This is a genomic window from Streptomyces afghaniensis (assembly GCF_044327915.1).
Lineage (GTDB): Bacteria > Actinomycetota > Actinomycetes > Streptomycetales > Streptomycetaceae > Streptomyces > Streptomyces afghaniensis.
This window is the reverse complement of sequence record NZ_JBIRGJ010000004.1, coordinates 593,846-608,496: the sequence shown is the minus strand read 5'-3', so window position 1 is coordinate 608,496 and position 14,651 is coordinate 593,846. Positions and strand designations below refer to the sequence as shown.

The 14,651-nt window shown below is 73.1% G+C and carries 12 protein-coding genes and 3 pseudogenes; 6 read left to right on the top strand and 9 right to left on the bottom strand.

Going from position 1 to position 14,651, the window contains the following annotated elements:
* Positions 1 to 5: 5 nt before the first annotated feature.
* From paaE to paaA, 5 genes are read right to left on the bottom strand one after another with little or no spacing between them, the layout of a single operon-like run.
* Positions 6 to 1,109: a 1,2-phenylacetyl-CoA epoxidase subunit PaaE gene (gene paaE, locus ACH4G3_RS17275; RefSeq protein WP_397625509.1), complete on the bottom strand. Its 1,104-nt coding sequence runs from the start codon at positions 1,107 to 1,109 to the stop codon at positions 6 to 8.
* An 11-nt stretch (positions 1,110 to 1,120) separates the two neighbouring features.
* Positions 1,121 to 1,636 carry a 1,2-phenylacetyl-CoA epoxidase subunit PaaD gene (gene paaD / locus ACH4G3_RS17270; RefSeq protein ID WP_397625255.1) on the bottom strand — a complete coding sequence of 172 codons (516 nt, stop codon included), beginning with the start codon at positions 1,634 to 1,636 and terminating at the stop codon, positions 1,121 to 1,123.
* Positions 1,630 to 2,457 carry a 1,2-phenylacetyl-CoA epoxidase subunit PaaC gene (paaC, locus tag ACH4G3_RS17265; protein WP_397625254.1) on the bottom strand — a complete coding sequence of 276 codons (828 nt, stop codon included), beginning with the start codon at positions 2,455 to 2,457 and terminating at the stop codon, positions 1,630 to 1,632. The genes paaD and paaC overlap by 7 nt, the downstream gene beginning before the upstream one ends.
* A gap of 9 nt (positions 2,458 to 2,466) precedes the next feature.
* A complete protein-coding gene (gene paaB, locus ACH4G3_RS17260; protein WP_020274713.1) occupies positions 2,467 to 2,760 on the bottom strand; it encodes a 1,2-phenylacetyl-CoA epoxidase subunit PaaB in 294 nt (97 codons plus the stop codon).
* Positions 2,757 to 3,743, bottom strand: a complete 987-nt coding sequence (gene paaA, locus ACH4G3_RS17255) for a 1,2-phenylacetyl-CoA epoxidase subunit PaaA (protein ID WP_397625253.1) — start codon at positions 3,741 to 3,743, stop codon at positions 2,757 to 2,759. Before paaA ends, paaB begins: the two co-directional genes overlap by 4 nt.
* 197 nt (positions 3,744 to 3,940) lie before the next feature.
* Between paaA and paaK the strand changes: the two genes are divergently transcribed.
* Positions 3,941 to 5,299: a phenylacetate--CoA ligase PaaK gene (gene paaK, locus ACH4G3_RS17250; RefSeq protein ID WP_397625252.1), complete on the top strand. Its 1,359-nt coding sequence runs from the start codon at positions 3,941 to 3,943 to the stop codon at positions 5,297 to 5,299.
* A gap of 8 nt (positions 5,300 to 5,307) precedes the next feature.
* On the opposite strand, the gene ACH4G3_RS17245 is transcribed toward paaK, so the two are convergent.
* From ACH4G3_RS17245 to ACH4G3_RS17230, 4 genes and pseudogenes are all read right to left on the bottom strand, one after another.
* Positions 5,308 to 6,501 carry a PP2C family protein-serine/threonine phosphatase gene (locus ACH4G3_RS17245; protein WP_397625251.1) on the bottom strand — a complete coding sequence of 398 codons (1,194 nt, stop codon included), beginning with the start codon at positions 6,499 to 6,501 and terminating at the stop codon, positions 5,308 to 5,310.
* 114 nt (positions 6,502 to 6,615) lie between these two features.
* On the bottom strand, positions 6,616 to 7,374 hold the full coding sequence (locus ACH4G3_RS17240; RefSeq protein WP_397625250.1) for an IclR family transcriptional regulator: 759 nt from the start codon (positions 7,372 to 7,374) through the stop codon (positions 6,616 to 6,618).
* A gap of 76 nt (positions 7,375 to 7,450) precedes the next feature.
* Positions 7,451 to 8,485 carry a LacI family DNA-binding transcriptional regulator gene (locus ACH4G3_RS17235; RefSeq protein ID WP_397625249.1) on the bottom strand — a complete coding sequence of 345 codons (1,035 nt, stop codon included), beginning with the start codon at positions 8,483 to 8,485 and terminating at the stop codon, positions 7,451 to 7,453.
* A gap of 152 nt (positions 8,486 to 8,637) precedes the next feature.
* Positions 8,638 to 8,787 (bottom strand): annotated as a pseudogene (locus tag ACH4G3_RS17230) (dienelactone hydrolase family protein); the annotation flags it as partial.
* 4 nt (positions 8,788 to 8,791) lie between these two features.
* Between ACH4G3_RS17230 and ACH4G3_RS17225 the strand changes: the two are divergent.
* The 5 genes and pseudogenes from ACH4G3_RS17225 to hypF all read left to right on the top strand — a co-directional run.
* Positions 8,792 to 8,964: pseudogene (locus ACH4G3_RS17225) on the top strand (dienelactone hydrolase family protein); the annotation flags it as partial.
* Between the two features lie 270 nt (positions 8,965 to 9,234).
* Positions 9,235 to 10,983, top strand: coding sequence for an enoyl-CoA hydratase-related protein (locus ACH4G3_RS17220; RefSeq protein WP_397625508.1), 1,749 nt, complete (start codon positions 9,235 to 9,237; stop codon positions 10,981 to 10,983).
* Positions 10,980 to 11,563: pseudogene (locus ACH4G3_RS17215) on the top strand (hydrogenase maturation protease); the annotation flags it as partial. The gene ACH4G3_RS17220 and the pseudogene ACH4G3_RS17215, both read left to right, overlap by 4 nt.
* A 41-nt stretch (positions 11,564 to 11,604) precedes the next feature.
* Positions 11,605 to 12,342, top strand: a complete 738-nt coding sequence (gene hypB, locus ACH4G3_RS17210; protein WP_397625248.1) for a hydrogenase nickel incorporation protein HypB — start codon at positions 11,605 to 11,607, stop codon at positions 12,340 to 12,342.
* On the top strand, positions 12,339 to 14,651 hold the full coding sequence (gene hypF / locus ACH4G3_RS17205; protein WP_397625247.1) for a carbamoyltransferase HypF: 2,313 nt from the start codon (positions 12,339 to 12,341) through the stop codon (positions 14,649 to 14,651). The genes hypB and hypF overlap by 4 nt, the downstream gene beginning before the upstream one ends.

Below are 14,651 nucleotides of genomic sequence, written 5' to 3'. Positions count from 1 at the left end.
CAGGCTCAGGTGTCGAAGTCCACCGTCAGCGCGTCGGAGACCGGGAACGACTGGCAGGTGAGGACGTAGCCCGCGTCGACCTCCGCCGGTTCGAGGGCGAAGTTGCGGCGCATGTCGGCCTTGCCGTCGGTGACCAGGGCGCGGCAGGTGCCGCAGACCCCGCCCTTGCAGGCGAACGGCAGGTCGGGGCGGGTCTGCTGGGCGCCTTCGAGGATGGTCCGTTCGCGGGGCAGGGCGGAGGTGGTGGAGCGGCCGTCGAGAGTGACGGTGACCTGGCTGACCGGTCCGGAGGGGCCTGCCTCGGCGTGGTGGACCTCGCGTACGGGTTCGTCGTCGGCGTAGAACAGCTCCTGGTGGACGCGGTCGCCGGGGACGCCGAGGCCGGCCAGCACCTCTTGGGCGGCACGGACCATGCCGTGCGGGCCGCACAGCCACCAGTGGTCGGCGGACTCCACGTCGACCAGCGCGTCGACGAGTGCCGACAGCCGCTCGGCGTCGAGACGGCCGGAGAGCACCTCGGCCTCGCGGGGCTCACGGGAGAGGACGTGGGCGAGCTGGAAGCGCGTCGGGTAGAGGTCCTTCAGGTCGGCCAGGTCGTCGGCGAACATCACCGTGCCGGTGCGGCGGTTGCCGTAGAGGAGAGTGACGGTCGAGCGGGAGTCGGCGGCCAGGACGGACTCGGCGATGGAGACCATGGGCGTGATGCCGGAACCGGCCGCGATCAGGACGTGGTGGCCGGGGGTGGTGAGGTCGGGTGTGAAGGCGCCGGTGGGGGCCATCACCTCGACGGTGTCGCCGGGACGTACCTCGTGCACCAGCCACGAGGAGAACAGCCCGCCGGGTACGACCCGGACACCGATGCGCGGTGCCGTGCCGGCGGGTGAGCAGATCGAGTAGGAGCGGCGCTCGTCCCGGCCGTCGACCTCGCGCCGCAGGGTGAGCGACTGACCGGGCGCGAAGGCGAACTCCTCGGCCAGCTCGGCCGGGATGTCGAAACTGACGGCCACCGCGTCCTCGCACAGCGGCTGCACGGCGGCGACCCGCAGGGGGTGGAAGACCGGACGTCGGCGGGCTCGCGCGCGCGGCCCCGGGGCGGGGGCCGGCTGCATCAGGTCCTCCATCAGATCTCCTTGACGTACTCGAACGGCTCGCGGCAGGCGAGGCAGCGCCACAGCGCCTTGCAGGACGTGGCGGCGAAGCGGGAGGTCTCTTCGGTGTCCGCGCTGCCGCAGCGGGGGCAGGGCACCGAGCGGCGGGTCGGCGACAGCACGAGCGGGACCGCTCCGGCGGCGCGCGCGGGCGCGGCCCCGGGCGGGGCGATGCCGTGCTCGGCGAGCTTGCGACGGCCGTCCGGCGTGATCCAGTCGCTGGTCCACGGCGGGTCGAGGACGGTGCGGATCGCCACGCGCGGGTAGCCGGCGTCCTTGAGCCGGGCGGCCACGCCGGCGCGCATCTCGGCCATGGCCGGGCAGCCCGAGTAGGTCGGGGTCAGGCTCGCGACCACCGTCCCGTCCTCGGTCAGGGACACCTCGCGCAGCACCCCGAGGTCGGCCAGCGTGAGCATGGGCAGTTCGGGGTCGGGCACCTGCTCGGCGATGCGCCGGGCCCGTCGCGCGTCCAGGGCCGTCGTCACCATGTCGCCTCCGGGTGGGCGCGGGCCACGCCCTGCAACTCGGCCAGCAGCGGGGCGAGGTGCCCGGTGTGCTCGCCGGCGCGGCCCGAGCCTGGCAGCGGCCGGTAGACGGGCATGGGCAGCCCGGCCGCCTCGGTGACCTGGCGCAGGACCGCGACGACCTCGTCCCGTACGTCGAACGCCGTGAACAGCTCGCCCAGGTAGGGCGCCACCTGCTCCAACGCCCTGCGCGTCCGGCGGTGGGACTCCTCCGTGCCGTCGCCCAGCCGCACCACCCACTCGGCCGCGTACTGCCGGTGGTAGGCCAGTTCCTTCACGCCCTTGGCGGCGATCGCCGCGAGCACCGGGTCACGGTGGGCGGTGAGCCGCTCGAAGTGCGCGAGGCGCCAGCTCGCGAACATCAGCAGCCGCACGACCGAGAACGCGAAGTCGCCGCCCGGGAGTTCGGCCAGGCGTACGTTGCGGAACTCGCCGGCGTCGCGGAAGTAGGCGTACGCGTCCTCGCCGCGCCCGGTCCCGTCGACCTGGCCCGCGCGGGAGTACAGCAGGCGGGCCTGGCCGAGCAGATCTAGCCCGATGTTGGCCAGCGCCACCTCCTCCTCCAGCTCGGGCGCCCGGGTGGTCCACTCGGCCAGCCGCTGGGCCGAGACCAGGGCGTCGTCGGCCAGGGTGACGCAGAGGGCGGCCAGTGCCCCGGCGTCCACGCCCTCGGGGACAGCGGTGTCCACGCCGTGCAGGGGGTCCTCGAAGCCGGTGCCGTAGGCCCAGCGGGTGTCGTCCTCGTGCCCCTCGGCGAGGGTCATGTAGACGTGGTCGTCGCTCATGCCCTCTCCTCAGATGTGCGGGACGTCGTCGGGGATGTCGTAGAAGGTCGGATGCCGGTAGACCTTGTCCGCGCTGGGCTCGAAGAACGGGTCCTTCTCGTCGCGGGTCGAGGCGGCGATGTGCTCGGAGCGCACCACCCAGATGCTCACGCCCTCGTTGCGCCGCGTGTACAGATCGCGGGCGTGCGTGAGCGCCATGCGGTCGTCGGCGGCGTGCAGCGAGCCCACGTGGACGTGGTTCAGTCCGCGCTTGCCCCGCACGAACACCTCGTACAGCGGCCAGTTCTGCTTCCCGTCGGTCATGCCACCGCTCCCTTCTGCGCGCGGGCGGCCTGCTTGGCCGCGTGCGCGGTGGCCGCCTCACGCACCCAGGCGCCCTCCTCGTGGGCCGTCCGGCGCCGCTCCATCCGCTGGGCGTTGCACGGGCCGTCGCCCTTGATGACCCGCATCAGCTCGTCCCAGTCGGGCGTGCCGAAGTCGTGGCGCCCGCGCTCCTCGTTCCAGCGCAGCTCCGGGTCGGGCAGCGTCACGCCGAGCTTCTCGGCCTGCGGGACGGTCATGTCGACGAACCGCTGACGCAGCTCGTCGTTGCTGTGCCGCTTGATCTTCCAGGCCATCGACTGCGCCGAGTTGGGCGAGGCGTCGTCCGGCGGGCCGAACATCATCAGCGACGGCCACCACCAGCGGTCCACCGCGTCCTGCACCATCTCCCGCTGCTCGTCGGTGCCGCGCATCATCGTCATCAGCAGCTCGTATCCCTGCCGCTGGTGGAACGACTCCTCCTTGCAGATCCGCACCATCGCCCGCGCGTACGGCCCGTACGACGACCGGCACAGCGGCACCTGGTTGCAGATCGCCGCCCCGTCCACGAACCAGCCGATCACCCCCACGTCCGCGAAGGACAGCGTGGGGTAGTTGAAGATCGACGAGTACTTCTGGCGGCCCTCGATCAGCCGCTCGGTCAGATCCGCGCGGTCGGCGCCCAGCGTCTCCGCCGCCGAGTACAGATACAGCCCGTGCCCGGCCTCGTCCTGGACCTTCGCGAACAGAATGGCCTTGCGACGCAGCGACGGCGCGCGCGTGATCCACTCACCCTCCGGCTGCATGCCGATGATCTCCGAGTGCGCGTGCTGCGCGATCTGCCGGACGAGTGTCTTGCGGTAGCCCTCCGGCATCCAGTCGCGCGGCTCGATCCGCTGGTCCCGCGCGATCGTCGCGTCGAAGTGCTCCTGGAGAACCGGCTCGGTGCCGCCCGCCCCCGCGGGGCTGGAGTGTGTCGTGTCCATCCGTCCCACTTCCCAACCGACCATTCGTTCGGTCCATCATAGAACGACCCCTCGCGCCTTGGTAAGACCCCGACTCTTGACAGGCCCCGAGGCGGCTGGATTACTTGGCAACGCCGAAGCTAACCGAATGGTCGGTCGGGTGACAAGATGATGGGCCGCAGCCGCAGCATCCGGAGCACGACGTCGAAGGAGTCGGGATGACCAGCGAGACGACCGCCACGACGACCTCGGCGGCGGCTGGGCAGCGGCGGGGCGATCCCCTCCCCCACGGCCTGCTGGACGACGGCGAGCGCCTGACGCGCGAAGAGCTGGGCGCGCTCCAGATCGACCGGCTGCGCCGGAGCCTGCGCCACGCCTACGACAACGTGGAGACCTACCGGAAGAAGTTCGACGAGGCCGGTGTCGGACCCGACGACTGCCGGACCTTGGCGGACCTGTCGCGCTTCCCCTTCACGACCAAGGCGGATCTGCGCGACACCTACCCGTTCGGCATGTTCGCCGTCCCCATGGACCAGGTCCGCCGCGTCCACGCCTCCAGCGGCACCACCGGCCGCCCCACGGTCGTCGGCTACACGGAGAACGACCTGTCCATGTGGGCCGACCTGGTCGCCCGCTCGATCCGCGCCGCCGGCGGGCGCCCCGGGCACAAGGTGCACATCTCCTACGGCTACGGCCTGTTCACCGGCGGCCTCGGAGCGCACTACGGGGCCGAGCGGGCCGGGTGCACCGTCATCCCCGCCTCAGGAGGCATGACCGCACGCCAGGTGCAGATCATCCAGGACTTCCAGCCCGAGATCATCATGGTCACCCCGTCCTACATGCTCACCCTCCTCGACGAGTTCGAGCGTCAGGGCGTCGATCCCCGCTCCACCTCACTGAAAGTAGGGATTTTCGGCGCCGAGCCGTGGACGGAGGAGATGCGCCGCGAGATCGAGGAGCGGATGGACATCCACGCCGTCGACATATACGGCCTGTCCGAGGTCATCGGCCCCGGCGTGGCCCAGGAGTGCGTGGAGACCAAGGACGGCCTGCACGTGTGGGAGGACCACTTCTACCCCGAGGTCGTCGACCCGCTCACGGGCGAGGTGCTGCCCGACGGCGAGGAGGGCGAACTGGTCTTCACCTCCCTCACCAAGGAGGCCCTGCCGGTCGTCCGCTACCGCACCCGCGACCTGACCCGGCTGCTGCCCGGCACGGCCCGGCCCGCCTTCCGCCGCATCGAGAAGATCACCGGCCGTTGCGACGACATGATCATCCTGCGTGGGGTGAACGTCTTCCCCAGCCAGATCGAGGAGATCGTGCTGCGCACGCCCGGCGTCGCTCCGCACTTCCAGATCGAGCTGTCCCGGCGCGGACGGATGGACCACATGACCGTCCGCGTCGAGACCCGCCCCGGCACGCCCGCCGGCCTGCGCGACGCCGCCGCCCGCACGATCGCGAAGGGCGTCAAGGACGGAGTCGGCGTGAGCGTCGACGTGTCGATCGTCGAACCGGAGACCCTGGAGCGCTCCCTCGGCAAGCTCCGCCGGGTCAAGGACCTGCGCGGCGAGCGGTAGTCCTGCCCTCACAGGCAGCTCCGCGCCTCGGAAGCGGTCATCTTCTCCGGCGTGCCGGTTTCGGACGCGGCCGGCTTGCGGATCAGGAGCAGGGCCGCGTCGTCGTGCAGCCGGCCGCCCACATGGTCCAGCAGCTCGTCGTGGAGCGCGCCGAGGGTGCGGGACGGCTCGTGGGAGACGTGCCGCTCCAGTCCTTCGGCGAGCTGATAGAAGGCCCGCCCGTGGTCCCGGGCTTCGGTGACCCCGTCGGTGTAGAGCAGCAGCTGGTCACCGTCGGCGAAGGGGAGCTCATGGAGGCTGGGGCCGTGACCGGCCAGGGCGCGCAGCCCGAGGGGCGGGGACGGATGAGCGGGCTCCACCGGCGTGACGCTCCCGCAGGAGCGCACATGCAGCGGTGGCGCGTGCCCGCAGTTCACCACCTCCAGGTGCCCGTCCCGCGGGTATCCGGCGACCACGGCGGTGACGAAGTCGTCGTGACCGAGGTTGCGCGCCAGGCTCCGCTCGATCCTGTCGACCACCGCGAGGAGGTCGGGCTCGTCGTGGGCGGCCTCGCGGAAGACACCGAGCACCAGCGCGGCCGTCCCCACGGCGGGCAGCCCCTTGCCGCGCACATCGCCGACGATCAGCCGCACCCCGTGCGGCGTGGGTATCAGGGCGTAGAGATCCCCGCCGATACGGGCCTCGGCCGCCGCGGCGCTGTAGCGGACGGCCGCCTGGAACGGTCCGACGGTCGACGGCACGGGCTTGAGCAGGGCGTGCTGGGCGGTCTCCGCGACGGAGCGGACAGCCGCGAGCACTCGCTCGCGGCGCACCCGCAGCACACCGGCCAGGCCGCTCGCGAGAGTGACGGCTGTCAGGCCCGACAGCACGGCGGCCAGTTCCCCGCCCGGCATACCGTCGTGGAGGCCGAGCGTCAGGCCGGACGCGATGGCGAGCAGGCCCACCCAGAGGACTCCGCGCGGGCCGTTGGTCGTGGCGGCGAGGGCGGGACCGGCCGCCAGCAGGGGCAGCCAGATCATCCCGGCTCCGCCGACGAGGTCGACGAGCACGATGACGGTGACGATCAGTACCGGCAGGACGGGCGTACCGGCGGCCAGCTGCGCGACGAGACGTCTGCGCGCCGGGTTCCCGGCACCGGCCACTCGGTTGCTGAACGGCCGCACGGCCCAGTGGTCGTCACCAAGGTCTCGCGGGTGGCTCATGTGGGTATCCGTGGTCCTCACCTGTGAGCGGGGCGCGGACTGGGGCCGCACCTCGGAAATGTCTGTTTCATCCAGAAAACGGGGTGGGCTGAGGCACCGGCAAGGAGCGGATTTTCAGATAGTGAGCGAGAGGCTCCGCGTCACGCGGTTCGCGGTCGGAAGCAGCCGCGAGCTGATCTCCGGCAGCCGGGAGAGCCGGTTCGCCGGCAGTGAGACGCCGAGGGAGCCGAGTGTGTCCCCGCTGTAGACCGGGACGGCGACGCAGACCGTGCCGAGGGCGTACTCCTCCAGGTCCGTGACGGCCGGGGCCAGGGGTGAGGTGGCCAGCCGCCGGAGCAGTTCCGGCGGGCTGGTGATCGTCCGCGGGGTGAGGTCGGCGAGGTGGTGGCGGGAGAGATAGTCCTTGCGGGCCTCCTCGTCCAGTTCCCTGAGCACGGACTTGCCCAGGGCGGTCGCGTGTGCCGCGTCCTCGAAGCCCACCCACAGATCGACGCGGGGCGTCCCGGGGCCGTCGACGATCTCGGCGACCCGGATCTCACCCTCCTCGTAGAAGGTGAGATAGGCGGGGGTCGCGAGCTCGTCCCGCAGCGCGGCGAGCGTGGGCCGGACGCGGCTGAGCAGCGCCTGCGCACGGCCCGTGGTCCGGAGGTTCTGCAGCTTGTCGCCGAGGATGAACCCGCCGTCGTCCAGCTTCCGCACGTAGCCGTCGTGCACCAGGGTCCGCAGCAGGTGATAGGCGGTGGCCAGAGGCAGCCCGGTCTCACGCGCCAGCTGCTTGGCCGGCGCGCCGTTCTGGTGAGCGCTCACCGCCTCCAGCAGCCGCATGGCCCGCTGGACCGAGGTGATGAGCGTAGGGCCGTCTTGCGCACCCATAGGACCAGAGTACGGCGAGGGCAGGGCGGGGACGAGACGGCCGCCGCCCCGACTGACCGCGGCTGCCGCCCGGCGGCTACCGGAGCGGCGCGGGCGCGGTCGAGGCGCGGACCACGAGTTCGACCGGGGGGTCGTTCGCCGGTGGCAGCTGCACGTCCGGCTTCTCGATGGCCTGCACCAGGAGCCGGAGTCCCTCTCGCGCCACGGCGTCGAACGGCTGGCGCACCGTGGTCAGCGGTGGGGTCACGTACGCGGCGACGGGGATGTCGTCGAAGCCGACCACGCTGACGTCGTCCGGTACGCGCCGCCCGGCCTCCGTGAGGGCGCGGATCACGCCGATGGCCATGTCGTCGTTGGCGGCGAACACGGCGGTGACGTCATCGTCGGCGGCGAGCGCGCGGCCCGCCTCGTGGCCCGACGCGGCCGACCAGTCGCCGACGAGCACGGCCGGCTGCTGAGCGCCTCGCGCGGTGAGGGCGCTGCGCCAGCCCTCCAGGCGGTCCCGGGCGGCGAACCACCGTTCGGGGCCCGCGACGTGGTGGACCGTTCTGTGGCCGAGGTCCAGCAGGTGCTCGGTGGCCGTGCGCGCGAGGAGTTCGGCGCCGACGCCCGTGGCGACGGTCCGGGTGCCGCCGAACATCGCCGGCGCTCCGAGGACGAGGACCGGCACGTCGACGCTGAGGGAGACCGTTCCCTCGTCGATGGGCTCGGAGACCACGATGCCGTCCACGCCCTGCTCCAGCAGAGACTCCACGGCGCCGACGACACCCCTCGGGTCGCCTTCCACGGTGTTGACCACCCGCAACGCGTATCCCGCGTCCCGCGCGGCCCGCTCGACGCCGATCAGCAGCGACGCGGGCCCGTAGAGGGCGGTCCCGAGCGTGACCACGCCGATGGCGCGGGTCCGCCCGGAGGCCAGTGCCCTGGCCGCGCTGTTCAGCCGGTAGCCGAGTTCCCCGGCCGCTTCCAGCACCCGCCGGCGCACCTCGTCCGAGACGTACCGCTCCCCGTTGAGGACCCTCGACACCGTCTTCTGCGAGACGCCGGCCAGCCGGGCCACGTCCACGCTGCGCGGCGCGGTGCCGCCGGCCCGTACTTCTCCTCGCGTCATGCGTCTCTCCCTGGGTCCTGATGTCCTGCCGGACTGCGCAGTCATGCGTACGCAGTGAAACGGGCCGCGTCAAGAAGCGGGGCGTGCGCTCGGTCCGTCACCGGAGCCTCGGCTGTCGGCCAGGGCGCGGTCGAGGAGGGGGAGCAGGCGGTCCCAGTGGCGTTGCAGGCCGACGGGATGGCGAGCACGGCGGCCACGTGACCGGGGTGCGCAGCGGCGGTGCGCGTCGCGAGGAGGCCGCTTATGCAGTAGCCGGTCACCGCGACCGGTCCGGCGCCGACCTCGGGCCGGGTGGTGAGGAACCAGATGCTGCGGATTCCCACCACGGACGGGCCGGGCCGACGCCTTCGCCGCCTTCCCCGACCACGGCGGGGTGGCACCCAGGGGTGCTGATGTACGCGGACGGCTTCGGTATCCGCCCCGTGCTGCGGGAGATGGCCCGCGAACCGGCCGGGCACGGGTACTACGTGCTCGTCCCCACCAGAGGTCAGGCTGTCCTGAGCGACGCCGACGCCTGTCTGAGGGACACGACGGAGTCGGAGCCCGCGCAGCGGCACCTGATCCTCGGTCGAACAGCGGGCCCGCACCGGCCCGTACGGCGCTCAGAGGAGCACCGGGTCACCGGAAGCCTGCCCGGGCGTCGAGAACGGACAGCGGGCGATCCGGATGGAGCAAGGGGCCCGGGAAGACCGGCGAAACGCCGCCGTGGTCCTTCTCGGGCCTCCCCTGACCGGCGACCATGCGATGTCATGGACATCTTGCTCGTCGCCAGCGCGTTCAACAGCCTGTCCCAGCGCGTGTACGCGGAACTGTCGGACCACGGGCACCGCGTGGACGTCGTCCTCGCCTCCCACGGGCCCGACGCCGTCCGGGCCGCCGTGCGCGAGGTGCGCCCGGAACTGATCGTCGCCCCGATGCTCAAGTCGGCCCTGCCGGAGGACGTGTGGCAGGAGCACACCTGCCTGGTCGTACACCCGGGGCCGCCCGGCGACCGGGGCCCGTCGTCGCTGGACTGGGCGATCGCCGAGGAGGCGTCCGAGTGGGGCGTGACGGTACTCCAGGCCGAGGCGGCGATGGACGCCGGGGACATCTGGGCGGACGGGTCCTTCCCGGTGCCGCCGGCCGGCAAGGGCGACGTGTACCGGGGCGAGGCTTCCGACGCCGCCGCGGCCGCCGTACTGCAGGCCGTTCGGCGGTACGCCGACGGATCGTTCAAGCCACGGCCGCAGAGCGATCCCGGAACCCGTGTGGTGTGGCGGGACTTCTTCCGTCAGGAGCAGCGGCGGATCGACTGGGACAACGACGACACGGCGACGGTGCTGCGCAAGCTCCGCGGAGCCGACTCGCAGCCTGGTGTCCTGGACGAACTCTGCGGCCGGGAGGTGTTCCTGCACGGCGGGCATCCCGAGGACCGGCTGCGCGGACAGCCGGGCGAGCTGCTCGCGACCCGTTCCGGCGCTCTGTGCCGGGCCACCCGGGACGGCGCGGTGTGGATCCCGGAACTGCGCCCCCGCAAGAACTCCGGCGACCCGGCTCCCTTCCGCCGCCCGGCGGCCTCGGTCCTCGCCTCCTTCCCGGCTCCGCCCGGCAGCGGTCCGGGCATGCCGGGTTCGAACGACCGCCCGTACTGGCTGCCGGAGATCGCCGTCCCGCTCGAACTGCCCCCGAACCGCACCACGTGGTCCGACATCCGCTACCGGCAGCGGGACGACATCGGCTTCCTGCACTTCTCGTTCCCGAGCGGGGCGATGAGCACCAACCACTGCCGCAGGCTGCTCGCCGCCTACCGGTACGCGCTCACCCGCTCCACCTCGGTGCTGGTGCTCGGCGGCGCCCGCGACTTCTTCTCCAACGGCATCCACCTCAACGTCATCGAGGCGTCGAGCGACCCGGCGGGCGAGTCCTGGACCAACCTCGTCGCCATGAACGACCTGGTCGAGGCCGTGCTGCGCACCACCGACCGGCTGGTGGTGGCGGCGCTCGGCGGCAACGCGGCGGCCGGCGGTGTCATGCTGGCGCTGGCCGCCGACGAGGTCTGGTGCCGCACGGGCAGCGTCCTCAACCCGCACTACCGGAACATGGGCCTGTACGGATCGGAGTACTGGACGTACTCGCTGCCGCGCCGCGTGGGCGCCGAGACGGCCGAGCGGCTGACGAGCGAGGCCTTGCCGGTGAGCGCGGCGACGGCCGAGCGGATCGGGCTGGTGGATCGTCTGGTGCCGGTTCCTTCCCAGCAGTTCACCGGGGAGGTCGAGCGCCTGGCTGCCGAGGTGGCCGGCGACCCGGATCTCGCACGCCGGATCACCGCCAAGGCCACGGCACTGCACGCGGACGAGCTCCAGCGTCCCCTCGCCGAATACCGGCGGAGCGAACTCGCCCGCATGCGCGCCGTCTTCTTCGATCCGCAGGCCCCGTACCACGAGCTGCGGTCCGCCTTCGTCCGCAAGAACCCGACCGGCTCCGCCCGGCCGCTGGCGGCCCGCGGGGGCGCGGGATGAGTGCGCGGCTGCTCGTGGCGGGCGTCGGCAACATCTTCCTCGCGGACGACGCCTTCGGCCCCGAGGTGGTCCGCGCCCTGGAGCAGCGTCCGCTGCCGCCCGAGGTGCGGGTACGGGACTTCGGCATCCGCGGCCTGGACCTGGCGTACGCGCTGCTCGACGGCTACGACACGGCCGTCCTGGTCGACGCGGCCGTACGGGGACACGAGCCGGGCACCCTGTCGCTGATCGAGCCGGACCTGCCCGACCGCGCCACGGCCGGCGCTCCGCCCGAGGCGCACGGCATGGACCCGGCGAAGGTCCTCGCCCTCGCCGCCCACCTGGGCGACGAACCGCTCCCGCGCGTCCTCGTCCTGGCCTGCGAGCCGGAGCTGCGTGCACCCGCCGACGAGGACATCGCCCCGGGTGTCAGCGCGACGGTACGCGCAGCGGTGGGGCGGGCCGTCGCGGCCCTGCACGCCATGGTTCCGGTGCTGCTGGCGGACCCCGCGGCCACGCCCCCGTTGAGCCGCCCGGACGAATCCCCCGCCCTGTCCCCGCCGGGCTGCCGGGCACCGTGAGGGACGGCGCCGAGGATCGGGAGCGGACGAGTTTCCCCACCGACCGCGAGGAGCGGCGCCCATGTGCGATTCCGTGGACGAGGTCACTCAGGCCGTGCTGGCGAAGAACGACGGTCTGGCCGCGGGCCTGCGCGACGAGCTGGCCCGGCGCGGAGTGAGCGTGGTCAATCTGCTGTCCAGCCCGGGCAGCGGCAAGACGGAGCTGCTCGGGCGGGTGCTCGCCAGGGCGGTGGAACGAGGCCTTCCGGTGGCCGCGCTCACCGCCGACCTGGCGACCGAGAACGACGCCGACCGGCTGGCCCGTTCGGGAGCCCCGGTGAAGCAGCTGCTGACGGACGGGCTGTGCCATCTGGAGGCGCGGCAGTTGCGCGGGCACGTGGAGAGCTGGCTGCCCGAGGACGTCTCGCTGCTGTTCGTGGAGAACGTCGGCAACCTCGTCTGCCCCGCGGCCTACGACCTCGGTGAGAGCCTGCGGATCGTGCTGATGGCGGTGACGGAGGGCGAGGACAAGCCGCTGAAGTACCCGACGGCGTTCGGGTCCGCCCATCTGGTGGTGCTGACCAAGACCGACCTGGCCGGACCCGCCGGGTTCGACGAGACCGCCTTCGACACCCATGTCCAGCGGGTCAATCCCGGGGTGGAGGTGTTGCGGTCCTGCGCCCGCACCGGCGCCGGCGTCGACGCGCTTCTGGGGCGGGTGCTCGCCGTACGGGACGGGGCCCCGGCGCACCGGCCTCCGCTGGCGCCCCGCCCGCACACCCACACCCATGACGACGCCGAAGCCGGCCTCGCCTCGTGACAGCGCCCGCCACACAGGCGGTGCGCCGCCGCGTCACCGTGCGCGGCACCGTGCAGGGCGTGGGGTTCCGCCCCTTCGTGCACCGACTGGCCACCGGTCTGTCGCTCGCGGGGTTCGTGAGCAACACGGCGAACGGGGTCCTCATCGAGGTGGAGGGCCCGCCGGACCGTGTCGCCGACTTCTGCGACCGGCTGGCGACCGAGCCTCCCCCGTTGGCCGCCGTCACCGGTGTCGGGTGCGAGGACCTGTCCGTCACCGGCGTCGACGACGGCTTCACCATCCGTGCCACCGACGACTCCCCCGGCCGCACCCATCTCCCGCCCGACACGGCGACCTGCGCGGACTGTCTGCGGGACCTGGCCGATCCGGCCGACCGCCGGCACCGGCACCCGTTCGTCACCTGCACCCACTGCGGGCCCCGCTTCACCATCGCCACGGGCATGCCGTACGACCGGGCGGTCACCACCATGACCGGCTTCCCGATGTGCTCCGACTGCGCCCGGGAGTACGGCGATCCCCTCGACCGCCGCTTCCACGCCCAGCCCGTGGCCTGCCCCGGCTGCGGTCCCCGGCTGCGCTTGGTGCCCGCCGCCGGCAGCGATCTCCGCCCGGCGCGGGACGCCGACGCCCTGGTGACGGCCCGGGCGCTGCTGGCCGCCGGGCGGATCGTCGCGGTCAAGGGCCTCGGCGGCTACCACCTGGCGTGCGACGCGACCGACGCGCGGGCCGTCGAGACGCTGCGCAGCCGCAAGGCACGCGGCGGCAAGCCGTTCGCGGTGATGTGCGCGGACCCGGACACCGTACGGCGGATCGCCGTGCTCTCCGCGCGCGAACTGGCCGCCCTCACCAGCCCCCGGCGCCCCATCGTCCTGCTGCGCCGACGGGCGGGTCGTGCGGGCCTCGCGCCCGGCGTGTGCCCCGGCAGCCCCCACCTCGGCGTCATGCTGCCGTACACGCCCCTGCACACCCTGCTGTTCGGCCTGCCCGGCGATCCGCCGGGACCGCGCGTGCTGGTCATGACCAGCGGCAACCGTTCCGGCGAACCGATCGTCACGGACGACGACGAGGCACTGGTCCGGCTCGCCGGGCTGGCCGACGCGTGGCTCGCCCACGACCGGCCCATCGCCTCGCCCTGTGACGACTCCCTGCTGCGGGTGCGCCCCGACGGCACCGAGCAGGTGCTGCGCCGGTCGCGGGGATATGTGCCACGCCCGTTGCGGCTGCCGGTACCGGTGCGGCCCGCGCTCGCCGTGGGCGGCGATCTGAAGAACGCCCTGTGCCTCGGCGAGGGCGACCACGCCTGGTTCGGCCCGCACATCGGCGACATGGGCGACCTGAGCAGTCTGGAGGCGGCCCGGCGGGCGGAGGCGCACATGCGGTGCCTGACCGGCGTCGCCCCCGGAGTCGTCGCCGCGGACCGGCACCCCGGATACCACTCGGCGAGGTGGGCCGCCCGACTGGCCGGGACCGCCCCCGTGCTGGTCCAGCACCACCACGCGCACATCGCCTCCGCGATGGCCGGGCACGGCCTCGACGGCACCGCACCCGTGATCGGCGTCGCCTTCGACGGCACGGGCTACGGCGACGACGGCACCGTCTGGGGCGGCGAGATCCTGCTCGCCGACTACCGCGGCTTCCGGCGCTACGCCCACCTGGCCCCCGCCCCGCTGCCCGGCGGCGACGCGGGCGTGGCCAATCCGTGCCGCCTGGCGCTGGCCCGGCTGTGGGCGGCGGGCCTGCCGTGGGACGCGGGCCTGTCCTGCGTCGAGGCCTGCACACCCGATGAACTGACGCTGCTCCACCGGCAGTTGGAGCGCGGCCTGGCCTGTGTGGCGACCTCCAGCATGGGCCGGCTCTTCGACGCCGTGTCGTCGCTCGTCGGCGTGTGCCATCGCGCGGGGTACGAGGCACAGGCCGCCCTGGAACTGGAGGCGGCGGCCGCTTCGGCCTGGGACGCCGACGCCTCGGCATACGCCTTCGCCGACGATCTCGACCCGGCGCCCGTGCTCAGCGCACTGGTCACCGATCTGCGGCGGGGCACCCCTGCCCCCGTGCTCGCCGCCCGCTTCCACCGCGGTGTGGCGCGGGCCGTCGCGGAGGTCTGCCGGCGGGCGCGCCGGGACACCGGCCTGGCCACCGTCGCCCTCAGCGGCGGGGTCTTCGCCAACGCGCTGCTGGAGGAGGAGTGCACGCGACTCCTGACCGGCGACGGATTCGCCGTGCTCCGCCACGGCGAAGTCCCCCCGAACGACGGCGGATTGGCCCTCGGCCAGCTGGTGGTCGCGGCGCACCTACGACAGGAGGAGTGA

Excerpts from the sequence above, each read along its gene's own strand:
- paaE (WP_397625509.1), bottom strand. The coding sequence starts at position 1,109 with ATGCAGCCGGCCCCCGCCCCGGGGCCGCGCGCGCGAGCCCGCCGACGT.
- paaD (WP_397625255.1), bottom strand. The coding sequence starts at position 1,636 with ATGGTGACGACGGCCCTGGACGCGCGACGGGCCCGGCGCATCGCCGAG.
- paaC (WP_397625254.1), bottom strand. The coding sequence starts at position 2,457 with ATGAGCGACGACCACGTCTACATGACCCTCGCCGAGGGGCACGAGGAC.
- paaB (WP_020274713.1), bottom strand. The coding sequence starts at position 2,760 with ATGACCGACGGGAAGCAGAACTGGCCGCTGTACGAGGTGTTCGTGCGG.
- paaA (WP_397625253.1), bottom strand. The coding sequence starts at position 3,743 with ATGGACACGACACACTCCAGCCCCGCGGGGGCGGGCGGCACCGAGCCG.
- paaK (WP_397625252.1), top strand. The coding sequence starts at position 3,941 with ATGACCAGCGAGACGACCGCCACGACGACCTCGGCGGCGGCTGGGCAG.
- ACH4G3_RS17245 (WP_397625251.1), bottom strand. The coding sequence starts at position 6,501 with ATGAGCCACCCGCGAGACCTTGGTGACGACCACTGGGCCGTGCGGCCG.
- ACH4G3_RS17240 (WP_397625250.1), bottom strand. The coding sequence starts at position 7,374 with ATGGGTGCGCAAGACGGCCCTACGCTCATCACCTCGGTCCAGCGGGCC.
- ACH4G3_RS17235 (WP_397625249.1), bottom strand. The coding sequence starts at position 8,485 with ATGACGCGAGGAGAAGTACGGGCCGGCGGCACCGCGCCGCGCAGCGTG.
- ACH4G3_RS17220 (WP_397625508.1), top strand. The coding sequence starts at position 9,235 with ATGGACATCTTGCTCGTCGCCAGCGCGTTCAACAGCCTGTCCCAGCGC.
- hypB (WP_397625248.1), top strand. The coding sequence starts at position 11,605 with ATGTGCGATTCCGTGGACGAGGTCACTCAGGCCGTGCTGGCGAAGAAC.